Annotated in this window: 22 protein-coding genes; all 22 read right to left on the bottom strand. The window is 65.5% G+C overall.

Translation table 11 applies throughout. The annotated features are described in order from the left end of the window. Positions 1-158: 158 nt before the first annotated feature. The 22 genes from qhpG to PP4_RS12015 all read right to left on the bottom strand — a co-directional run bounded on the left by qhpG (position 159) and on the right by PP4_RS12015 (position 21616). Positions 159-1451: a flavin-dependent monooxygenase QhpG gene (gene qhpG, locus PP4_RS12125; protein ID WP_016499468.1), complete on the bottom strand. Its 1293-nt coding sequence runs from the start codon at positions 1449-1451 to the stop codon at positions 159-161. Beyond that, positions 1444-2121 (bottom strand): subtilisin-like serine protease QhpE, encoded by a 678-nt coding sequence (gene qhpE / locus PP4_RS12120; protein WP_016499467.1) that lies wholly within the window; start codon positions 2119-2121, stop codon positions 1444-1446. The genes qhpG and qhpE overlap by 8 nt, the downstream gene beginning before the upstream one ends. Then, positions 2111-3844, bottom strand: a complete 1734-nt coding sequence (locus PP4_RS12115) for an ABC transporter ATP-binding protein (RefSeq protein WP_016499466.1) — start codon at positions 3842-3844, stop codon at positions 2111-2113. Before PP4_RS12115 ends, qhpE begins: the two co-directional genes overlap by 11 nt. A 2-nt stretch (positions 3845-3846) precedes the next feature. Continuing rightward, positions 3847-5757: a sigma-54-dependent Fis family transcriptional regulator gene (locus PP4_RS12110; protein ID WP_016499465.1), complete on the bottom strand. Its 1911-nt coding sequence runs from the start codon at positions 5755-5757 to the stop codon at positions 3847-3849. A 304-nt stretch (positions 5758-6061) separates the two neighbouring features. Then, positions 6062-6913: a CsgG/HfaB family protein gene (locus PP4_RS12100; RefSeq protein WP_016499464.1), complete on the bottom strand. Its 852-nt coding sequence runs from the start codon at positions 6911-6913 to the stop codon at positions 6062-6064. A 34-nt stretch (positions 6914-6947) separates the two neighbouring features. Further along, on the bottom strand, positions 6948-7361 hold the full coding sequence (locus PP4_RS12095) for a curli assembly protein CsgF (RefSeq protein ID WP_016487339.1): 414 nt from the start codon (positions 7359-7361) through the stop codon (positions 6948-6950). Further along, positions 7358-7753 carry a curli production assembly/transport protein CsgE gene (gene csgE / locus PP4_RS12090; protein ID WP_016499463.1) on the bottom strand — a complete coding sequence of 132 codons (396 nt, stop codon included), beginning with the start codon at positions 7751-7753 and terminating at the stop codon, positions 7358-7360. The genes PP4_RS12095 and csgE overlap by 4 nt, the downstream gene beginning before the upstream one ends. Further along, complete coding sequence (locus tag PP4_RS12085) at positions 7750-8277, bottom strand: type II secretion system protein (RefSeq protein ID WP_016499462.1); 528 nt, start codon at positions 8275-8277, stop codon at positions 7750-7752. The genes csgE and PP4_RS12085 overlap by 4 nt, the downstream gene beginning before the upstream one ends. After that, on the bottom strand, positions 8252-8626 hold the full coding sequence (locus PP4_RS12080; protein WP_012272103.1) for a type II secretion system protein: 375 nt from the start codon (positions 8624-8626) through the stop codon (positions 8252-8254). Before PP4_RS12080 ends, PP4_RS12085 begins: the two co-directional genes overlap by 26 nt. 5 nt (positions 8627-8631) lie before the next feature. After that, positions 8632-9111 (bottom strand): type II secretion system protein, encoded by a 480-nt coding sequence (locus tag PP4_RS12075; protein ID WP_016499461.1) that lies wholly within the window; start codon positions 9109-9111, stop codon positions 8632-8634. Then, positions 9108-10973 (bottom strand): secretin N-terminal domain-containing protein, encoded by a 1866-nt coding sequence (locus PP4_RS12070; RefSeq protein WP_016499460.1) that lies wholly within the window; start codon positions 10971-10973, stop codon positions 9108-9110. The genes PP4_RS12075 and PP4_RS12070 overlap by 4 nt, the downstream gene beginning before the upstream one ends. After that, positions 10970-11479 carry a hypothetical protein gene (locus PP4_RS12065; protein WP_016499459.1) on the bottom strand — a complete coding sequence of 170 codons (510 nt, stop codon included), beginning with the start codon at positions 11477-11479 and terminating at the stop codon, positions 10970-10972. The genes PP4_RS12070 and PP4_RS12065 overlap by 4 nt, the downstream gene beginning before the upstream one ends. After that, on the bottom strand, positions 11479-12042 hold the full coding sequence (gene pilO, locus PP4_RS12060) for a type 4a pilus biogenesis protein PilO (RefSeq protein WP_016499458.1): 564 nt from the start codon (positions 12040-12042) through the stop codon (positions 11479-11481). Before pilO ends, PP4_RS12065 begins: the two co-directional genes overlap by 1 nt. Beyond that, entirely contained in the window at positions 12029-12571 is a 543-nt protein-coding gene (locus PP4_RS12055; protein WP_016499457.1) for a hypothetical protein, read from the bottom strand. The genes pilO and PP4_RS12055 overlap by 14 nt, the downstream gene beginning before the upstream one ends. A 1-nt stretch (position 12572) precedes the next feature. Beyond that, on the bottom strand, positions 12573-13352 hold the full coding sequence (locus PP4_RS12050; RefSeq protein WP_016499456.1) for a hypothetical protein: 780 nt from the start codon (positions 13350-13352) through the stop codon (positions 12573-12575). Further along, positions 13336-15009, bottom strand: coding sequence for a GspE/PulE family protein (locus tag PP4_RS12045; protein ID WP_016499455.1), 1674 nt, complete (start codon positions 15007-15009; stop codon positions 13336-13338). Before PP4_RS12045 ends, PP4_RS12050 begins: the two co-directional genes overlap by 17 nt. A gap of 184 nt (positions 15010-15193) precedes the next feature. After that, on the bottom strand, positions 15194-15727 hold the full coding sequence (locus PP4_RS12040; RefSeq protein WP_016499454.1) for a response regulator: 534 nt from the start codon (positions 15725-15727) through the stop codon (positions 15194-15196). A 249-nt stretch (positions 15728-15976) separates the two neighbouring features. Next, entirely contained in the window at positions 15977-16618 is a 642-nt protein-coding gene (locus PP4_RS12035) for a SurA N-terminal domain-containing protein (RefSeq protein WP_016499453.1), read from the bottom strand. A gap of 12 nt (positions 16619-16630) precedes the next feature. Then, the gene (locus tag PP4_RS12030; RefSeq protein WP_016499452.1) at positions 16631-18115 is read right to left on the bottom strand and encodes a cytochrome c/ABC transporter substrate-binding protein; all 1485 of its coding nucleotides are present in this window, start codon (positions 18113-18115) and stop codon (positions 16631-16633) included. Between the two features lie 209 nt (positions 18116-18324). Further along, entirely contained in the window at positions 18325-18990 is a 666-nt protein-coding gene (locus tag PP4_RS12025; protein ID WP_016499451.1) for an SCO family protein, read from the bottom strand. Next, positions 18987-19643 (bottom strand): SCO family protein, encoded by a 657-nt coding sequence (locus PP4_RS12020; protein ID WP_016499450.1) that lies wholly within the window; start codon positions 19641-19643, stop codon positions 18987-18989. Before PP4_RS12020 ends, PP4_RS12025 begins: the two co-directional genes overlap by 4 nt. After that, complete coding sequence (locus PP4_RS12015; RefSeq protein WP_016499449.1) at positions 19640-21616, bottom strand: cytochrome D1 domain-containing protein; 1977 nt, start codon at positions 21614-21616, stop codon at positions 19640-19642. The genes PP4_RS12020 and PP4_RS12015 overlap by 4 nt, the downstream gene beginning before the upstream one ends. Position 21617: the final 1 nt, after the last annotated feature.

Here is a 21617-nt window from a genome sequence, read left to right as displayed (position 1 = left end):
TTGTGCAAGAGGTTGTCATGCTGCAATCTGAGCAGTAACCATTCCTACCCACAACTGGTAGTTTGGATAGTTGCCGACATTCGATATTCATGAAAAGACGGGATCATGAGGAACTGTCGGCCTAATCGAAATTCACATGCAGTTGGGCCCCGGAAATATCAAACCAGTCCCAGTTCCAACAGCCAGCGTCTAACCATCATCTGCTGTTCACCCGACATCCCTGACAGAACAGCCTCTACGGCTTGCCCAGTCTGCAATGCCCGCACCATCGGCGCCAGCTCCACCCCCTGCAAATGCCAAACCCCCAGTGGCTGATCCGTCGTCACCACCACTTCGGCCTCATCCACCAGCCCATCACGCAACACTGGCCGGCGCTCAACCCGCACTGCCTGCCAATCCGCCGCCTGATGCAGTGGCAGCGCATCCGGCCAGCCTTGGCGCTGGCCCCAGAACGGCTGCCCCGCCCGTCTCTGTTCCTGAGCATAGAAATCGCGGCCAATGCGGGCAAAGCGCAGGAACAGCTGCTCGACCCTCTGTTGGTGAAACTGCCGCGCCAGCTCCGCCCGCTCAGGCCTGCGCAGCAGCGTATTGATCACCACCGGGGCCTGTAACGCCGAAGACAACGACTGGAAAATCCCGTTGCCCGACAGCGGATCGACCGCCATCGCCGCATCGCCCACGCGTATCCAGTCCGGCCCAACGCACTCACCGGCAAGAATGGCGGTACTGCTACGCGCATGCACCTGCGCGGGTAACGATGCCTGGGCGTCGAACAGCTCGGCCACCAGCGCACTGCAGCCACGCCGAGCCGCGCAGTAATCTGCCAACCCAGCCTTGCCTGGCAACCCGGCAGCATCCAGGGTGACTTGCCAATAGCAACGCCCATCCTCAAGCCGTGCCATCCACGCCCAACCATCCTCCAGGCTTTCCACCGCCGACGCAGGCGCCCCGGGGCTACCTTGCCAGGCATTGAGCAGGCTGACCGTCTCTGGCCCACGCAGGCGGTCTGCGGCAAGCGGCGCCTGGCGACCACGAGCCTCAACGAGGAAGTCAGCGATCAGTACCTGCCCATCGTCCAGACGGACATGGTGAACGTTCTCCTGCACAACGTCGCGCACCCGCCCCTCGACCACACTCACGCCCGCACGCTGAAGGTCGTCGCGCAGCGCCCGGTCAAACCGTTGCCTATCCAGCAGGAATTCCTGGTTCATGTGCAGGTGCTGGCCATTCCAGTGCACCTGCCGGGTAGCCGGCATGGCCGCCTGGCCCAACGCCCCGCCAAGGCCTGCATGCCGCAAGCCCTCCAGTACCCGTTGCGAAACCCCTTCCACTGCCGCGAAACGGCGCCATTGCGACACCACCGTCACGGTGTAGCCAAGCCGCCGCAAGCCGATGGCGGTGGCAGCACCTGCAGGGCCGGCGCCCAGTACCACAATGCGCGGTTCAGGCATGGCTGGCACCCCGTCGCTCAGGGCCGGTAAACGCTGCATTGCGGCGCAACCAGTCATAAACCTGCTGGCGGTCCATCGCCGGCTCCTCACGCATCAGCGCCGCGATCCTGCCGCTCAAGGCTGCGCAACCCAAACTCGCGCCCGCCCTGCCGCCTGCCCCGACATAACCGCCAAAATCTGCCTGCCGGGTGCCCAGCCAGGACCACTGGCCGGGCGCGCAACGGGCATCCCCGGTAACCCGGAGCACCCCGGGGTAGCTGGCCGGGTACACCGGCTCACCCTGCGCCGGGCTGGATGCACACAACAGCACGCCAGCCGCCAGCGCTTCGGTGCAGGCCTGGTGCAGCACAGGCCGGTCCTGCTGCAACCCCAGGCTGAGGTTGACCAGCGTGGCCCCTGCCTCCACCAGCCACAACAGCCCGGCCGCCACCTGCAAGGCGCTGGTGCTGGCCTGGCCACCAAACACCTGGGCCACCAGCAACGGTACCGGGCCGGCCTCGCGTTGCAAGCCGGCAAGCACCGCACTGCCATGTCCAAGCTGGTCCGGCCGTATTTCTCCTTCACGCAACTGGCCGTCTTCCAGCCAGAATCGGCGGGCACCCAGCAAACCGTTGGCCTGCTCCGGCGAGCAGCCGCTGTCGATGATGCCAACGCGCACGTCAGTGCCCATGCTTGATCACCTCCTGCGGCAGCACCTGCAACTGGCCGTCATGCAGCTGCAAGTGCAGGTCGGCGTCGGCCAGGGTCGAAGCCCGATGGCTGATCAGGATGCGCGTGCGGCCAGCGAACAGTTGGTCGATGGCCGCAATCACTTCGCGCTCAGTGGCTTCATCCACTGCCGAGGTAGCCTCGTCCAGCACCAGAATGGCCGGGGCCTGCAGCACCGCACGAGCGATGGCAATGCGTTGCTTCTGGCCGCCGGACAACTGCTGGCCACGTTCGCCCAAAAGGCCGTCCAGGCCCAACGGCAGGCTATCGACCAGGCTGTCCAGCCGCGCCAGGCGCACCACCCGCTCCAGCTCCGCGCGGCTGGCTTCCGGCGCGCCGTAGGCAAGGTTTTGCGCAAGGGTGCCTCGGAATAGCACGATGTCCTGGCTGACAACGGCTATGCGACGGCGCAGCGCGGCCAGGTCCAGTTCGCGCAGGTCGGTGCCATCCAGCAGGATGCGCCCGGCGTCCGGGTCATAGAAACGTTGCAGCAGGTCGATGAGGGTCGACTTGCCCACCCCCGAGGCACCGCTGATGGCCACCTTCAGGCCACCCGGCACGCACACCTGCACGTTGTCCAGCACGGCGCCTTGCCGCCCTTCATGGGCGAAGCTCAGCGCCTCAAGGCGCAATTCGCCCGGCCCGTCGGGCATGGGCAGCGGGTTGGCTGCCGGGCGCACGGCCACGGCCTCGCGCTTGAGCTCCATCACCCGCCCCAGGCTCACCGCCATGCGCTGCACCGCCACGTACAGGCCCAGCAGGCTCTGCACCGGGCCTACCGCCATGCCCATATAGGTGGAAAAGGCGATCAGCGCACCCAACTGCCAGGTCCCCTGGATCACCCACCAGCCGCCGACCAGGAACGCGCAAGCGCGGCACCAGGAAGTGAGCGTGCCGGGGATGGCCTGGGTGAAGAACTCTGTCACCTGTACCTTCAGCAACTGGCGCATGTAACCCTGGCCAAGCTGATCCAGCCTACCTGCCTCGCGGCCTTGCTGGCCGGCTGCCTGAATGAACTTCATCGCCGGCAAGGTCTCCACCAGGAACGAAGACACATCCGCCGAACGCTCGCGCAGGCTGTGCACCTCGCGCTCCACCTTGCGCCGCATCCAGCGCAGCCACAGCACCTCGATCGGCACAAGCAACGCCAGCAACAGCGACAGCTGCCATGACAGCATCAGCATCAACGCCACCGCGCCCACCAGGCCAATGACGGCAGATACAGCCGAGAACAACGAATCCACGGCAAACCGCTGGATCTCCGCCACATCGCCATCCAGGCGCGAAAGAATGTCGCCCATGCGCCGCCGCCCGTAGAATGTCGGCGACAACTGCTGCAGGTGACGGTACAGGTCATCACGCAGGGCAAACAGGATGCGCCCCGACAACCGCGTATGCAGGTAGCGGTTGACCCCGGCCAGCACCGTGCCCAACAGGCCCGCGCCGATCATGATCGCCGCCATGTGCCAGAGGGTCTGGTAGTCCTTGGCCAACAGCCCCTCGTCAATCAGTGTCTTGACCAGCCAGGGCTGTGCCAGCGCCAGCAGCGAGGCGCCCAGTGACAAGCCGAGCAACAGGCCGATGGCACGCCGATGCGGGCGTACGAAACCATACAGCCAGGCCAACGCCTGGCGCATGAGCGCAGGGTCGCTGGAGTCCACCAGCCTTGCGAACAATAGGCCCATGGTTAGCCGCGCAACTGTTTGAGCTTGCGGTACAGCGTCGCCCGGCTGATCCCCAGAGCCTCGGCCGCGGCGGAAACGTTGCCCTGGTGGCGCGCCAAGGCGCCGCGGATCAACTCCAGTTCGTTGTCCTTGAGGCTGCCGGAGGGCGCGGTGCCGCTGGCCAGTTCTTCCAGCAGGCAATCGGTGAGGTGGTCCAGGGTCAGCACCTGCTCGCCGTCCTCGCGCATGGCCAGGGCCGTGCGCACCACCATTTCCAGCTGGCGGATGTTGCCCGGCCAGTCGAAGCCTTCGAGCAATGTGGCCAGTGCCGGGGCCAAGGTCACGCCACGGGCATCGGACTTTTCCAGCAGGCTTTGGATGATCTGCGCCAAGTCGTCACGCTCGCGCAGCGCCGGCAAGCGCAGTGATACGCCATTGACCCGGTAGTACAGGTCTTCGCGGAAATGCTGTTCCTGCACCAGGCGTTTGAGGTCGCGGTGGGTGGCGCAGATCAGCGCCACATCAATGTCCTGCTCGTCGCCGGCACCCAGCGGCGCCACCCGGCGTTCCTGCAATACCCGCAACAGGCGCGCTTGCAGGGCCAGCGGCATGTCGCCGATTTCGTCGAGGAACAGCGTGCCACCATGGGCCTGCATCAACCGCCCGACCATGCCGCCCCGGCGCGACCCTGTGAACGCGCCCTCGCGGTAGCCGAACAACTCGGATTCGATCAGCCCTTCGGGGATGGCCGCGCAGTTGACTGCCACAAAGGGTTTGTCGGCACGTGGGCTGGCCTGATGCAAAGCACGCGCGACGACCTCCTTGCCCGTACCGGTTTCGCCCAGCAAAAGCACTGGCAGGCCATTGCCCAGCCCCTGACGGGCCATGCGTAAATTACGCGCCAGCCGTGCGTCACCGCCGGCCAGGGCGTCTAGTGCGGGTGACTGCTTGCCCAGCGCCGGTTTGCTGACCGGTGTGCTGCCGTTGACCCGGCCGTGGCGTGGCAGTTGCAAGGCGCGGAAGTAGAACTCTCCCTTGGCCGTTTGCACGCTGCTTACCCCACCCTGCCACAGGCGCGCAATGAAGGCTGGCGAGCGTTCGCCCAACAGGTCGCTGCTGTGCCGGCCGATCAGTTCATGGCGCGGCACCTGCAATAGCTGGCAGGCGCTGTCGTTGGCCGCCAGCACCTCACCGTCCAGGCTCAACGCCAACAGGCCATGCCAGGCACTGTTGAGGTATTGCGGGCGGCTGTGGAAGGCCAGCACCAATTGCTCTGGGTGGCACAGGCCAAACATACGGCTCTCGATGTTGCCGGCGGCCAGCATCAGCGTCGACAGGCTGTCCTGCGGCTGTGCCATCACCCCTTCGCGAGTGATGTCGAGCACGCCGATCACCTCCCCACGCGGGTCGCGCAGGGGCACGGAAGTGCAGGAGAACGGGCTGAGGCGGTCAAGGTAATGTTCGCCGCAGTTGATCAGCGTCGGCCGGCCTTCCACCACGGCGGTGCCGATGGCATTGGTGCCGCGCAGCGACTCGCTCCAGCAACTGCCCGGATGCAGGTCGCGCAGGCCCTCGCGCTGCAACACATGCTTCTGCCCTTCGATGGCCAGCACGTTGGCCTGGGCGTCGCCGAGGATGACAATACCGGCCTTGCCCTGACGTGCTACCAGGTAGTCCAGTTCCGGGGTGACGGCGTCGACCAACAGTCGGTTGCGCTCCAGTAGCATGCGCAGGTCGTGGCCCTGCTCCAGCCCCAGGCCGACCTGTTCGCCCTGCAGGCAATCCAGGCCATGGCCCAGGCTGCGGCGCCAGGACGCGTCGATCTCGTCGCGCAGCATGCCCAGCGGTAATTCGCCTTCGCTGGCCAGCTTCAGGCGGGCCTGGCGGGATTCGTGCAGCGGGTCGTGGGCGTTTGTTATTAGTTGTCGCGCCATTTTCTACTCCGGCTGTGCCCCGCAATGTGACGGGGTACGGGCTTGGGAATTTTCCGCAGTGTGCGGGAGAAATGGCTGGCCGTCATCTGGTAGTGGATGGATCGGGGTGCAGCTGGCCGGGTTACTTGAAGCTGGCGCAATCCCTGTGGGTGCTGGCTTGCCGGCGATCACCGGCGTTGCCGGTGCGATCCACCGCGTCGCCTGCTTCGCGGGCTTGCCCGCTCCCACAGGGTTCGCAGCAAGCCTGAGAACTGCACTGTACCTGTGGGAGCGGGCGAGCCCGCGAAGAGGCCCTCCAGACCAATCACGGCTGCTGATTCTGGCTCAGGTACTTGTCCACCGTAGCCTTGCCCTCCCCCGCATCCCCCGCCACCTGCCACAGCCGCCGTTCAATCCCCTGCGCCAGCAAATGCCCCACCGCCGATTCAATCGCCGACAGCACGCACAGCTGCGCCGGTTCGTTGGTGGTATACCCCACCTCGGCTTCCAGCAGCTTCTTGAACTCGATGAACTTGAACACGCCGGCACTGCGCCCTACCGAATAGATCGTCTTGCTGGTCATCACGTTGGCCAGCACCTGCCCGGTGCGCACGTCCACGGCGCGCAGGTTGACGGTTACCTGATCCACCCGGTACTCGCGGGAGATGTCGATGCCCAGGTAGCGGGCACCCTCGCCGCCGCTGCGCACGTTGGTGTCGTAGGCGATGATGCCGCCTTCGAGCATCAGGTTGGCGGCCTGCAGCGGTGGCAGTTCGCCCATGATGTTTTCGGCTACATCCGGCTTTTTCTGCGAAGCACGGATGATCTTGCGCTCGGTCAGCAGGTTCTGCAGGCCTTCACGCTCCAGCACCACGAACCAGCCGCTGGCACTGAGGGCGTCCATCAGCATGCTGGCCGCGCCCTGAGTGACGCTGGTGGAGAACGAGCTGGCCGGAGTGGGCTTGTACTGCCCGGTCTGGTCGCGGAAACCGTACACCACGGCCATCAGCCGGCCTTTGGGCCGTGGCATGTTGATCAGGTCGTAGTAGGTCGAGGCCCGAGGGGTCAGGGTCGGGGTTTCCGAGTCCTGTTCGGCCGACATGGGTTCGCGCAGGCTGCAACCAGTTTGCAGGCCCAGGGCGGTGAGGATCAGCAGCGTGCTCAGCAGACGTTTCATGGTGTTCTCTCCCCAACATAAAAGCCTTTCCCTCTCAGGGGTTCAGGCCGCTGACCTCAATGATCGAAATTTCTCCTGTGGCACGATCGGTGACCTTGATGCTCAAGGCCCCTGAATCGTCGATGACGTCGATGAGAAACGCATCGGTCGCCATGCTGCCGGTGCTGCCGTTGCTGATGTTGTCCAGCAACTGCGACAACATCCGCGACTCCAGCTGGTTGCTGAAGCGCTCCAGGGCCGTGGTGCCGGTAAAGGCCGAGGCACGGTCCTTGAGGTCGGGGTCGTCGTAATCGTTTTGCGCCTGGGCGTTGTTCAGCAGCCAGGTGCCGTTCAACGGGTTGCCGCCAAAGGCCGGGTTGACCGGGGTGTACACCAGCTCGGTGGCCTGGGCAGCGCAAGCGCTGGCCAGCAGGCAGGCGGCGATGCAACGTGGAATGCGGTGGTTCATAGCTCGTCCCTCTCCAAGTCGGTGGTGTCCTGTAGCAGGCGTTGCAGCTTGCGTTGAATGATTTGCTGCTTGACCAGGTCGGCGGCTGCCACGGCCTCGTCTTTGAGCTCGGTGGTGTTTGGTGGCAGGAAGCGGCGGTACATCACCTCACGCTCGAACTCCACGGTGACCAGGCTGCCCCAGCGGGCATCCGGGCGTTCGCGTACCACCAGGTTGAAGTCCAGGCGGCTGGTGGCGCGCAGGCGGTCGGCGAAGTAGTAGTAAAAGTCGTGGCCGATGTGCGAAATGGTGTTGTCGACGATGAAGCCCTGCATCTCGTCTTCGTCCCCGGCCTTGGCCGAAGTGGCCAACGCCAGCAGCAGGCCCAGGCACAGCGCAGCCAAGGTATTCATGGCGTGTCTCCCGGGCCGCTGTGGGTCTGCACGCCGCCGGCGCTTTCACTGAAGGCCTGCTCGGCGACGAACTGCCAGTCGCTGTAGTGTTCCAGCCCTTCGAAACCGCTCCATTCGGCGCTGAAGCCACTGCGCTTGAACGGGGTGGCGTCCGAGCGGCTGTACACGCCGGTGATGCGGCCGTCGATTGCACGCAGCAGGCCCCACTCGTCGCTGTTGGTGATGGGGTCGGGGTACAGCCGACGAATGTGCCGCTGGGCCTGCGGGAAGCGGTTGTCCTGCAGCAGGTCGGCCAGCGCCTGCGGGTATTGGGCCAGGCCCGGCGAGGCACGGTAGTAGCTGCGCAAGGCTTGGGCGTACTGGCTGCCCACCCACAGCAACTGGCGCTCGCGATCACGCTGGGCGGCGCTGGCCCAGATCGTGCCAGTAGCGGCCAGGGCCACACTGCTGACCGCAATCAGCAGCAGCACACCCAGGTAGGTAAAGCCACGCTCGGCCTTACCATTCAGCGAAGAGACTGCCATCACGCGCCCTCCCTGTGGCACCGCTCTTGATATCCGCCACGCCGCCGGCCACGCCTTCGGGCGGTGGCACCAGCTGCCAGGCATCGCTGCGCTCGGTGATCGGGTCGACCGGGGTGTTGCGCAGGTAACGTTGCTCCACCAACTGCTCCAGCGAGTCCGGGTAGTGACCGGTGTCGCCGTAGTAGTGGTCCAGCGACTCGCGCAGCACCGCCAGGCTTTGGCGCAGCGTGGCTTCACGGGAGCTTTCCAGGCTGTTGAAGTAACGCGGCATGGCGATGGTCATCAGCGTGGCGATGATCGCCATGACCACCAGCAGTTCGATCAGGGTGAAGCCTTTGCTGCGTTTCATGGCTGTCACCATTGCCCGTAGGGGATGCTGTTGAGGCCTTTGCCACGGGCCCTGGAATACACGTCGAACACGTCTTCGCCTTCGCGCGGGTTGTCGGGGCTGCTGTCATAGGCGCGCAGGCCCCAGCCGCCTTCGTCTTCATCCTTGGCCGCCACCAGCGGGTCATGCGGGATGCGCCGCAGGAAGTAGAACTTGGCGCCCTTGGCGCTGCGCACATCGCGCACACCGTCCACCAGCACCTGCAGGTTCGGTGGATAGCCGCTGGCGTCCAGGCGCTTCTCGATGTAGCCAGCGTCGAAGGCCCGCTTGTAGGCGTCGATGGCATCACGAATCTGGTACAGCGCCTCGCGCAGTTGCTGCTCCTTGCCGCGGCGCACCACGGTTTCGGTCAGTGGCGCGGCCATGCTGGCCAGCAGCCCAAGCAGTGCCAGGGTCAGCACCACTTCGATCAGGCTGAAGCCCTGCATGCGGCGCCGGGCTTTCATGGCCGTGGGCTCCCGTTGGCCGGGGCCACTGCCATCTGGCTGTCCACGACCGGTGCGTCGGTAGCCGGCGCGTTGCCGGGCACGTCCGTTGGCGGTAGCGGGGCCATCTGACGTACCTGCATGGCCGACTCGGTGCCGGTGGAGAACTCCATGTCCGACGGGCTCTGGTACGGCAGGTTGCGCACGATGCGCGGGGTAATCGCCAGCACCAGCTCGGACTTGCTCATGTCGTCCTTGTTGCTGCCGAACAGCCGGCCCAGGCCGGGGATGTCACCCAGCCCCGGGATCTTGTTGCCGCTGGCGTTGTGGTCGTTGCGCACCAGGCCGGCCAGTACCTGGGTTTCGCCATCGTGCAGGCGCAGGGTGGTCTGGGCATTGCGGGTGTCGACCTGAACCGGGATGGTGCCCTGACGGGTAGCCTCCAGCGGGGTGGCGTTACTGACTTCCAGGGCCACCTTGATCGCCACTTCGTTGTTCAGGTGCACGGTGGGTTGCACTTCAAGCTTGAGACCCACGTCCAGGTAGGTGACGCTTTCAGTGATTACCGGGCCCTGGGTGGACGGCACCGAAGTGGCGCTGATGATCGGCACTCGCTGGCCGATGTGAATACGTGCCTGCTCGCGGTTGCTGACGCGGATCACCGGGCTGGCCAAGGTGTTGATGTCTTTGTCCGAGGCATTGATCTTGGCCTGCGGTGCCGGCCCGATGCTGATGCGGCTGGAGTCGATGCCCCTCAGCTGGTCGAGCACGCTGACCGGTTTGCCGTCGGAAGTCAGCACGCCGAACGTGTTGGGCCATTGCAGGCCAAGGTCGAGGATGCGTGAGGTTGCCACTTCCATCACCTCCACTTCCAGCACCACTTCGGGGTTGGACTGGTCCTGCGATTGCAGCAGCTTTTCGGCCATGCGCACGGCATCGGGGGTGTCGCGCATGGTCAGGGTGTTGAGGCGCTCGTCGACGAACACGTCGCGGGTCTTGAGCATGGTCTTGACCATGTTCAGCGCGGTGTTGGCGTCGATGCTGGTCAGGTAGAAGGTGCGCATGACCAGTTCCTGGTAGTCCTTGGTCTTCTGCGGCGAGTCGGGGTACACCATCAGGGTGTTGTCGTTGACGATCTTCTGGCGCAGCTGGTTCTGCTCCAGCAGCAGCGCCACGGCGTCTTCGATGCGCACTTCACGCACGAAGATGGTGGCCTTCATGTCCGGGCGAAGGTCTTTGTCGAAGATGAAATTGATACCGGCGACCTGGGACAGCACTTCGAAAATGGTCTTCAGGTTGGCATCACGAAACTCCAGGGTGACCGGCCGGTCCAGCTTGCTGCGCAGCTGCGGGAAGGGTTGCGCGGTGCGCGCCTGGACATTCTCGATGTCGCTGCGCAGGGCCATGCCCTTCTGGTTTTGCGGGTCCAGGCGCAGCACTTCGCGCATGTAACGCTCGGCGCCGAACAGGTCGCCCTGGCGCAACGCTGCCTGGCCCAGGGCCACGCGCTCGTCGAGGGTGCGAATCAGTTCCAGCTGGCGCGTACCTTCCTGGGCGCGGCGGTTGTTCGGCTCCAGGGTAAGCACCCGGCCATAGCCCATGCGGGCGTTGGCAAAGTCGTGGCGGATGCGGTCGGCATCGGCCTGGGTGATCAGCGCCTCGACTGCTGCCTGACGGCTGTGGGCCAGGGCGATGTTCAGCTCGGTATCACGCGGGTCATCGCGCAGGGCTTCTTCCAGCCGGGCGATACCGGCTTCGTACTGGCCCTCCTTCATCAACTGGTCGCTGTCCTTGCGTACCGCACTGGAGCCGCAGCCGGCAATGGCCACGCACAACGCCAACAGCAGGAACGGAGCAGGCTTGCACAGCTTTGACGACTTCATGGTGCGCTCCCGACAGACAAGGTCTGCGACTGGTGCAAAGGCAGGTAGACCAGGCTCAGCTCGCTGGCCGATACCCGATCGAGGCGATACGTGTCTTCGATGACGTCGCCCTGGCGCACGACGTAGAGTTTTTCGCCGCTCTGCAGGAAGATCTGCAGGTCGTTGTCGTTGCCCATGCGGCCGATGAACTGGAACGGCAGTTCCGGGGCGGTCGGCGCTGCGGCCACGATGGGCGCTACAGCCACGGGTTGTTCGGTGACCGTGGCCAGGGCTTGGGGTTTGGTCCATTGCTGGGTTGGGAACAGATCTCTGGAGGCCTGTTCCGGCCCTTTCGCGGCTAAAGCCGCTCCCACAGGTTCGGCGTTGCCCACAACGCCTGTGGGAGCGGGCGAGCCCGCGAAGGCCGCGACGCTGTCTTCCGTGTCAAACCAGTGCCCTGGTGCCCAGGCGAGGACTGCGCTCACGCCGAGGAAGCTGGCCCAGATGACTGCACGTTGTGTGTTCATCATGACCTCGACAGGTAAAGGGTCATGCGCAGGCGGGCATTCAGCTCGCTGTCGCCGATGCGTTTGCGTTGCAGCTCGAGGTCTTCCAGCACCAAGGTCGGCAGCTGCTTGAGCAGGCCTTTGATAAAGGCGCGAATCTGCGGGTAGCTGCCGCGCACCGGCAGCACGATCTGGTAGCGCGCCAGCTGGGTCTTGGGATCGACGCCCAAGGCGTACTCACCGCGCGCCAGGCTGATGTGCTCGGCGCTGGCCAGGTGGTACAGGCGCTCGATCAACTCGCTGGCCTGGGGCTGCCCCGGCAATTGCTGGCGCAGGCTGTCGAGGGCCTGCTGCTCGGGCTTGACGGCGATCTTCACCTCGCCACGCTTGACCCGCCCGACCTGAACGCTGGCGTCCGCTTCGGTGGCGCGCAGTTCACGCACGCTCTGCCACTGCGGCAGCAACCCGGCGCACACCACGCCCAGCGCCAGCACGCCCACGGCGACGGCGGCCAGGCCAACCGGGCCGACGCGGCGCAGGCGTTCCTGGAGGATCAGGCTGTTCAGCGATTCAAGGGCGCGCATGGCCAGTCTCCCAGGTGGCGGTGAGCGTGAAGCGCACCGGGTGCTCGGGCTGCGCGGCCAACACCTCATGGTTGAGCAGCGATACATCGCTGAGCTCATCGCTGGCTTCCAGGCGCTGGTGGTACTGCAGCATCGCTTCCAGGTTGCGTGCTTCCGCGGCGATACGGACCTGGCCTTTGCGCGCGTCCGGGGTCAGGCCGAGCAGCGCCACATCGTCCTGCGGCAAGGCTTCGAGCATGGCGAACAGCTGCTGCCAGGGGCGTTGCAGTTGTTGCGACACGCTGCGCATCTGGGCCAGCCGCTCGGCCTGCTCACGGCTGGCAGCAGTACTTTGCGGGGCCACGGTGGCAGGGCGGCGGCCCAGTTGCAGCTCCAGGCTGTGCACGCTGGCCTCAAGGTCTACCTGCTCGGTCTGCAAATGCTGTTGCAGCAATACGAGGCCGGCGACCACGGCGCAGCCCAGGGCCAGCAGCGACCAGGCCAGTGGGCCGCTGCGCCGGGGTTGGAATTCCAGTTCGAGGCGGCGCATGTCAAGCCACCGCCCGCCACATGGCGCACAGCGGGTCGGCTTCGCTGGCCGGCTGGCACAGCTGCACCGCCGCCAGTTGCGGCACGTCGCCCCGGCCCGGGGCATGCAGGTACACCCGTGGCAGGTGCTCGCCATACAGCTCGCAGGTGCGCTCGATCAATGCTTGCAGGGCCTGGTCGCTGTCGGCGCAGCCTTGCGTCAGCACTTGCTGCCAGGCGCCGCCAGCGGCCAGCAGCAGCACGCTGCGGCGCGGCTCGGCCAGCACGAACAGGAAGTCGCCCTGCTCCAGCTGCGGCGAGCAGCGGTTATAGGCAGCCATCAGGTACGGCTGCACCGAGCGCAGGCTCAGGCGGGTTTCCCGGCCCAGCCCCTGCAACCGTTGCAGCAGGGCTTCGGGCAGCGCCGTGGCGATGCGGGCGGCACCGGCAGGCTCAGGCGACAGCACGATACGCCAGTCGTCCAACGGCTGCCCGTAGAGGTTTTCGAAGCAGGCCCGGGCATAGGCGTCCAGCTCGCGCGGGTGGCCGATGGCATCACTCCAGGGCACCAGGCAGAAGCGGCTGTAGCGGGCCGACAACAGCACCCGCAACTGGGCGCCCCGTACAGCATGCTCGGCCAACAGCCCGGCCAGCGCGTCGACGGCGGCGTCCCAGGCAGGCTGGGCGGCGTCGCAACTGAACTCGCGGCTGCCCAGCCACTGGTGTTGGTGTTTGTGCCAGCAACCCAAGCCGACACCCTCGGCGCCGACCACGGCACAGAAACGATCAGATGAATGTGACACGGTTGATCTCCTCAAGGGTGGTGCGGCCATCGCGGACCAGGTCCAGGGCCGAAGCCCGCAGCAGGCGCAGGCCACGCTGGCAGGCGAGGGTCTTGATTTGCGAGAGGGGGCGGCGCTCGACAATCATCTGCCGCAGGTCGTCGTCCAGGTGCAGCAGTTCGGCGATGGCGCTGCGGCCGCGAAAGCCGCTGCCCCGGCACTGGCCGCAGCCCTGCACGCGGACGAACTTCCAGCCGGCCACGCCCTCACGGGTCAGGCCCGAGCCGTACAGGGTGTCGTCATCCACCTCGCAGGGGCTGGAGCAATGGGTGCAGGCCAGGCGGATCAGGCGCTGGGCCAGCACCGCGTTCAGCGCGGAAACAAAGCTGTAGGGGTCGACCTGCATCTGGCTGAAGCGGCCGATCACGTCGAATACGTTGTTGGCGTGGATGGTGGTGAACACCAGGTGGCCGGTGAGCGCCGACTGCACGGCAATTTGCGCGGTGTCCGGGTCGCGGATCTCACCCACCAGGATCTTGTCCGGGTCGTGGCGCAAGATGGAGCGCAGGCCGCGGGCGAAGGTCAGGCCCTTCTTCTCGTTGACCGGGATCTGCAACACGCCGGGCAGTTGGTACTCGACCGGGTCTTCGATGGTGATGATCTTGTCCACGCCGTGGTTGATCTCGCTGATCATGGCGTACAGGGTGGTGGTCTTGCCGCTGCCGGTGGGGCCGGTGACCAGGATCATGCCGTAGGGTTCGGCAGCCAGCCGGCGCAGCGCGCGCAGGGTTTCGTCGGCAAAGCCCAGGGCCTGCAGTTGCACGCCGCTGACCCGGTCGGACAAGTCCTGCTTGTCGAGCACCCGCAGCACGGCGTCTTCGCCAAAGATGCTGGGCATGATCGATACCCTGAAATCGATTTGCCGGTCACCCACGGCAACCTTGAAGCGGCCGTCCTGGGGCACGCGTTTTTCGCCAATGTCCAGTTCGGCCATGACCTTGATGCGCGAGATCACCTGGTCGGCGAAGGCGCTGCCACTGGCCTTGCCGGCGCCGTTGAGCACGCCGTCGATGCGGTACTTGATGGTCAGGCCCTGGCCGGTCATGCCCAGGTGGATGTCGCTGGCGTGCAGCTTGAGGGCGTCGTACAGGGTGGAGTTGACCAGCTTGACCACGCGGCTCTGGTCTTCGCTGATGCTGGCCAGCGAAAGGCGTTGCAGCGGGTCGCCTTCGCTGCTGGCCTCGGCGTCATGGTCGAGGGCATCGACGGCGTGGAAGCTTTCTTCGTGGCGGGCAAGGAAGGTGGCCAGTTCGGCGGCGTGGGCCAGGTACAGCGGCGCGCCTTGCAGTACATCATCGATCCAGGCCAGGCGGGCGGGGTCGAAGGGGTCGGCGAACACGCCCAACAGCTGGCCGCCCTGCTCGATCAGCACGAATTCGCGCTTCAGGCACGCGGCTAGGCTGACCTTGTCAAAGCGTGGGCTGCTGGCCAGCAGGGTGTGGCTGTCCAGCACCGGGTAATGCAGGGTCAGGCCCAGGCGTCGGGTGAAGGTAGCGGGGTTGTCGCAAGCAAGGCGTTCGAGGCAGTTGAGCAGGCGCTCGTCGCTGGCTTGCAGACGGGCCTGGGCCAGCAGGTCGCGGGGGTAGGCCGAGAATGGTGCCGGATTCTTCGCGGGCATGCCCGCTCCCACAGGTTCACTGCAAACCTGAAGATCGCGCGATTCCTGTGGGAGCGGGTTTACCCGCGAAGAAGCCGGTGCAGGCTGTTGCAAATCCCGGGTTGCATCGAATGCTTCTGGCATGGCCTGCGACTCCGCTCAGGGGGCGCGTCGCAGGCTGGCTCAGCCAGGGGTGCGGGCGCCGCTATTCCCCTGTGAGCAGTTGATCGTCGTCGGGCCCTCGTGGCTTGGCGCCATTGCGGCGGCGGTCAGCCAACACCCAGCTTCCATCGTACAACTGCAGGGGGAACGATTCGTTCCTGTTCTGGCGTCGTTCGACGAAACCTTCAGCCGGGTTGTCCGTGGCCCTGCGCCGGCGCTCGATGCCCATCAGGTCGAAGATTGCACGGGCCAGTTCCACCAAGGGGAACGGCTTGAACAGGACATGGCTCACCCCCAGCTCCGCGGCCCGCTCACGCACCTCGACGGTGGGGTGGGCGGTGATCAGCATGAAGTGGCACTGCCTGTTCTTGCGTACAGCCTCCAGAACCTGAAAACCTTCCATGTCGGGCAAGCGGTAATCCAGCACGATCACTTGTGGCGCCAGGCGCTCAGCCTGTTCGATACCACTAGCACCGTCGTGGGCAACATGAACTTCCAGGCCTTGCGCCTGCAAGTACGCTTGCAGGTTCTGCGCAAGGGTCTGTTCGTCATCGACTACCAATACTCTGTTCACCAAGGTCGACTCCCAAGAACTGCCCGGTTTCCCGGTCTGCGAAGTGCGCCCTTGTACAGGCTTGAGCAGGCTTCGTGCCAGGCGTGAATAGTCATGTTGCACCGCTGTAAGTCATTGATTTGCAAAAGGTGCCAGCCAGCACCCAGCACACGGCGGGCAGGCACACCCGCCCGCTTCCCCACAACCGGGGAAACTGATGGCACATTGCCAAACCCTAATTCCCCAGCTTTGGGGGGAACGCCACCAGGGGCTTCAGTCAGCGATCTCCACTTTAGCGGAATTGCGCAAACGTTGGCGCACAGACTTGCGCGCTTGCGCCTCGCGCTCACCGATGAGCGCGGCCCTGGCCAAGACCAGGCCCTGTTCGTGTATGACCGAAGGGTTAACACTTTGGTTCTGCGCTCCTTGCAGTGTTTCTCGGTTGGCATCATAGAATGCTTGCACTTCGGCCGGGCTCGGCGCGTCGACTGCGCTGAGCTGGGCATACATCTGCTGGGCCGCCATGTCTTGCCGGGTGTACTCAGTGTACTGTGCCCTGTCAAAGCCCGCCTCTGCCAGACGCCGTTCAAAAATTGCCGGGCTGCCGAACGCAGCTTCTACCTCGCCGACATGCGCCGACACCTGCGCGTCGCTGATGGCGATGCCTTGTCGCCGGGCTTCCTGCCACAGCAGCTCCTTGTCGATCAGCTCATCCAGCGCCTGATCGCGCAGGCGCTTGTAAAGCCCCGGGTTGCGGATGCTGGTCACCGCGCGGCCCTGGGCGGCCAGGTATTCGCTGAAATAGCGCTCCAGGCGCGTCAACCCAATCTCCACGCCATTGACCCGTGCAGCAGGTACATCGGCCCAGCTCGCCTTGGCCATTACCAGCAACAGGCACAGCAACATAATACGCATGGCAACCTCCACTCAAAGGCTGTCCGGCACCGGCCGGTAAGGGGTAACTGCGGTGAAACGCGGCCCGGGCAGGGCCACCGCCACTACATGGGCACCGGCCATGCCCTGACGGCGACCGGGGCCAAAGCCCAGCGCCGGGGTCAGGCCGGTAGACACATCGTGCAAGCCTTCCAGTGCGCCAATCAGTTGTTCACGGCTGGCATCACGGCCAATCTGTTTCAGCGCTTCGCTCAACAGGCGCAGGGCGCACAAGGTATTGACCTGCAACGACGCCTGGCGTGGGTCCAGGCCCTGGCGCTGCTGCAGCCCGGCGAGGGTGGCCAGGCCCTGCTCGGTCCAGTCTTCGGGGACATAGGGGTAGGCCAGAAACACCCGTTGCGACCATTGCTCGGGCAACCGCGCCACGGCGCCGGCCACCTGGCCGGACGCAGCGAACAGGTAGGGCTGGCGGCCTGCGGCCTGCAACGCCGTCGCCAGCTCGACAAATGCCTGGGCGCGGCCAAGGAAGACGATGCCCTGCCCGTCCACGGCCTGGCCCTCGAAGGCCTCGATGGCGGGCGGCGCCCAGCCTTCCTGCAACAGGCGCTCACGTACCTGCTCGGCCGCCTCCGCCTGGTCGCTGCCGGCGTACACCACGCGCAAGTCGCCCGGTGCCAGGCCCACCCCTGCACGGGCGTGGCCCGCCAGGCTCAGCAATTGCGCAGGTAAGCCGGGCAGCGGGTCGAAGATCTGCGGGCTGCCGCCGCTGCGCGGGGTACTGCCAATCAGGGGTACATTCTGTGGTGCCAGCAAGGTTGTCAGGCGCGGGTCGAGCATCGGTGCCAAAGGCGAAATCAGCGCGAATACGCGCTCTTGCTCCAGCAACTGCTGCAAGGCCTGCTCGGCGCTGGCCGCGTCGAAACCAGGGTCCAGCACAACCAGCTGCAGGTGCCGCCCATGAATGCCGCCTTGCTGGTTGAGTTGCGCCACCCCGTCTTCCAGTACCGCACGTACCACCTGCCCGGCTTCGGCCAGCGGGCCGGACGCCGGCAGCAAGGTGCCCAGGCGCAGTACGCCCTCCTCTATGCCGGGGTCGCGTTCCTCGGCCAGGCGTTTCAGGTAGGCGGTAAGGTTGCGCTGGTCGGCCATGGTCAGTTCGAAGCGTGGCATGGCCGGGTCCAGCCGATTGCCCGCCGGGTCTACGCCATGCTGGATGGCCCGGGCCAGGCTGCGCTCGGTATATGCCGGGTAGCTGCGGCCATTGGCTTCGCGTGCGCCCTGGCCTTGTGCCAGGCGTTGCCAGTCCAGGTTGGGTGGGCGCACGCCGCCTTCGGCCCGGCCACGGCCGTCGTTGCCGTGGCAGCTGGCGCAGGGCAGCACGCTGGCGGGCACACTGATGTCGCTGGCACCGACCCGGGCCTGCAATTGTGCATCGCTGCTGGAGACGCCCTCGCGGTAGAGGCGTTTGCCGGCTTGTTCGTGTTCGGTCAGGTCAAGGGCTGAGGCAAAAGGTGCCATGCCCAGCAAGCATGCCAAGCAGATCGAAAGCCCGGTGCGAATACTTGTGGGAGCGGCCTTGCGTCGCGAAAGGAGCGCGCAGCGCTCCCCGCTTTCTGGGTTGAGGCTGCCATTGCCGGGGCTGCTGCGCAGCCCTTTCGCGACGCAAGGCCGCTCCCACAAAGGCTGCCCTCTCAGTCGTTGTCTCCACGGGGATCGCACCATGGCAATCACCGGCCTGCCAAGGGCTGGGTCAGCAGTTGCATGCGCTGGGCTATGGCCGCGGGTGGTGCATCCGGGCGGATCTTGCTCCAGCGTTTGCCCGCCACATCGCCGGCAATCAGCTGCGTGGAGTGCTGCTCGGGGCTAGGCAGGAACTGGCCAATACGGCCAAGCACCAGGTCGACATTGGCCTTGTCACCGGTCAGGAACAGCCAGTTCGGCCCATCAACCCCCTGCTTCGCGGCAAACGCCTTGAGTGCTTGCGGGGTATCGTTGAGCGGGTCGCTGCTGATCGACACAAAGGTCACCTGGCTGGCCAGTTGCTGGCCCATGGCCTCGCGCACTTCGCGCAGCTTGCGGGTGATCAGCGGGCAGGCGTCGGTGCAGTGGGTGAAGATCACGTTCAGCATCACCACCTTGTCCTTGAGTACATCACTGTAAAAACGCAGCTCGCGGCCATTCTGGTCCTTCAGCACGGTATCGGTGAACCAGGTCTGGGCATCGCGGGTGCCGCCGCCACTGGTCATCGCCTGGGGGGCGGGCTGTGGCTCGGGGGCCTGCTCCAGGTGGCCTTCATGGGCGAACGCCACAGAAGCGAGAATCCACAGGCAGCCGCCCAGCACCAGCCAGTCGAAAGCGCGCATGCCGCCGCGGCGGGAGGTTACAGAGCTCATGGTTGCACCTCATGGTGGTCGGCAATGGCCGTACTTTTGGCATGCACCCGGCGGGCGCTGAGACGGTTGATTTCTTCAATCAGTACGGTGGGGTCGGTGAAGCCGTAGTAGCGGGTCCAGTGCCCGCTGCGCCCGTCACCCACCAGGATCAGCGGCGGGTGCTGGCTGAGGTCGGCGCTGAAGCTGCCCAGGCCCTTGAGGGTTTCGGTGACAGCGTACGGGGTGCCGGTCAGCCAGCTCCAGCCTGGCCCCTTCTGGAAGGCCTTGGCGTAGTCTTGCAGGCGCTTGGCGTCGTCACGCTGCGGGTCGACGCTGATCGACACCATGTGGATTTCTTCGCCTACCCGGCCACCCAGCTGTTGCTGGACCTTGCCCATGATCGACGACACCACCGGGCACACCGTGGTGCAGCTGGTGTAGATGAAGCCCATGACCACCAGGTGGTCACCGACCAGGTCCTTCTCCAGGCGCACCGGCATGCCGTCCTGGTTCAGCAGGGAAACGTCGGCAAAACGTACACTGGTCTTTTCCTGGCGCGCCGCCGGTGGCTGTTCGGCGTGGCCCTTGTGATCGTGGCCGGCGTGGGCCAGGGCCAGGTTGCTGGCCAGTGCCAGGCTCAGGGCCAGCAGTTGGAAAGAATGCTTGGCGTTCATCGCACACTCCTCATTTCAGTCTGGGAAGCGTTGGTTGCTGCGGCCGGCAGGATGCGCAGGCTGGTGTAGTTTTCTTCGGCAAACTTGCGCCCCAGCGATGGCGACTGCACATGCAGGTACCAGGCGCCGGCTTCGGGCAGTGTCAGGGCTGCCTGATAGACACCCTCACCCACTTCCTGCAACTGCAGGTTGCGCGGCATCGACGACGGCGCCAGGAAGTAGCGCAGGCTCAGGTCGTTCAGGCCCAGCCGTGGCTGGCCGTCGTCACCGACGATACGCACCCGTGCGGTAATGGCGCTGTGCTGCGGCATTGGTTGGTCCAGGCCGATGAACTCGGCATGCGCGGCCTTGCGCTTGCCGGCATTGGGCGCTTCGGCGACATCGGCGCTGAAGCAGTGGATGATCTGCGGCTGGTTGAGCAGGAAGGCCACGTCGAACTTGCCGGCAGCGGGCAGTTTCACCGTCGAGCCGTACACCCCGGGCGCCACCTCGCGCAGGCTGCGGTCAACGACCAGGGCAGCGCGGGCCTGGTGACCACGGTTGTTGTAGCCGGACATCGGCGCGTTCATGCCCTCGGCGTAGAAGTAGGTGGTGTTGTCCACCGGGTTGACCACGAACACCGAATTGTCATCACGCGACACCGACAACCCCTGGGCCAGTGGCAGGTCACCGGCCTGCCGCGGCGCTGCCGGGCCAGCCTCGAAGCCCTGCACGATCGGCGAGCGCCCTTCGCCCAGGCTGGACAGGTTGATCATGGTCACTTTCGGCGAGGCCAGACCACGCACATAGGCATAGCCCTTGGTAAAGGTCAGCTGGTAGGGTTCGGCCGCTACCGGGATGTGGTGGATCAGCTTGTCGGTACTGGCATCGATCACCAGTGCCTGGCTCTCAAGGGTGTTGAGCACCACGCCGTAGCGGCCATCGCTGCTGAAGCGCATCGGCCCCAGGCCCTGCTCGGCCTTGACCATATGGCGCAGCTCGTGGCTGCGGGCATCGAACACCCGCACGCTGCCTTCCTCGCCATCGACCACATAAACGGCCTGGGACAGCGCCGAGTAGCTGACCGACAGCGGGTGCGGGCCAACCTTGATGGTTTTGGCAAGACGCATTTGCGGGATATCAATGACGCTCAGGGTGCCGCTGTCGCGGTTGCTGACGTAGGCAAAACGCGAGTCGGCGCTGAAGGCAATTTCGTGGTGCCCGGTGCCGGTGTTGAAGCTTTTCAGGGTGGTACGCCCTGGCACGTCGATCACCGTCACCCCCCCCTTGGCCGGGTCACTGCTGTTGTTGCCCACCCACAACCGGTGCTGGTCGGGTTGCAAGGCCACGCGCAGCGGCTGGTCACCGGCGTCCAGGTCGGCCACGCGGGTGAAGGTTTCGGTATCGATCACCGCCACCTTGCCGCGCTCGGGGATCGACACGAACACCTGCTTGTCGTCGCTGGTGGCCACCCAGTCCATGGGCCGCCCAGGCAGGTCGATGCGGGCCATGGTGCTGGTCACGCCGCCCACCGAAACGGTCGGGTCGATCACCGTCAGGCTGGCGTCGTTGTTGAGCATCAACAGGAAGTAGCTGTTCAGGTCGAGCAGCGGCCGGGCGCCGATGCTGCTCTTGAGAAACAGCGCAACCCGCGCCTTGCAGCTTTGGTTGCGGTCGCCTACCGGCGCCGACTGCGCCGGGTCGATCCACGCCCCCGGGGCCATGCCCGACAGCGGCTGGCCACTGGTCTGGTCGCTGACCTTGAAGCGGATATTGGCGAAGGCGCCTTCCTTCAACTCGCCCCCGGCCAGCGGCCGGGCCTCGAACTCCACGGTCACGCCGTCCCGGCTGAGGCGGTGCAGGGCCTGCGGGTCGGCAGGTTCCTGCAACAGCTCGCGGGGATCGCACCAGAGCTTTTCATACGCCACGCCCAGGCCGATCAGCGCTACCCCCAGCAATACCCCCAAGTAAGCAGGGCGAGTCTTTTTGTTCATG

This window comes from Pseudomonas putida NBRC 14164 (assembly GCF_000412675.1).
Classification (GTDB): Bacteria; Pseudomonadota; Gammaproteobacteria; order Pseudomonadales; family Pseudomonadaceae; genus Aquipseudomonas; species Aquipseudomonas putida.
Note: the sequence above shows the minus strand (reverse complement) of the source record. Positions and strands in the feature narration are given on the sequence as shown.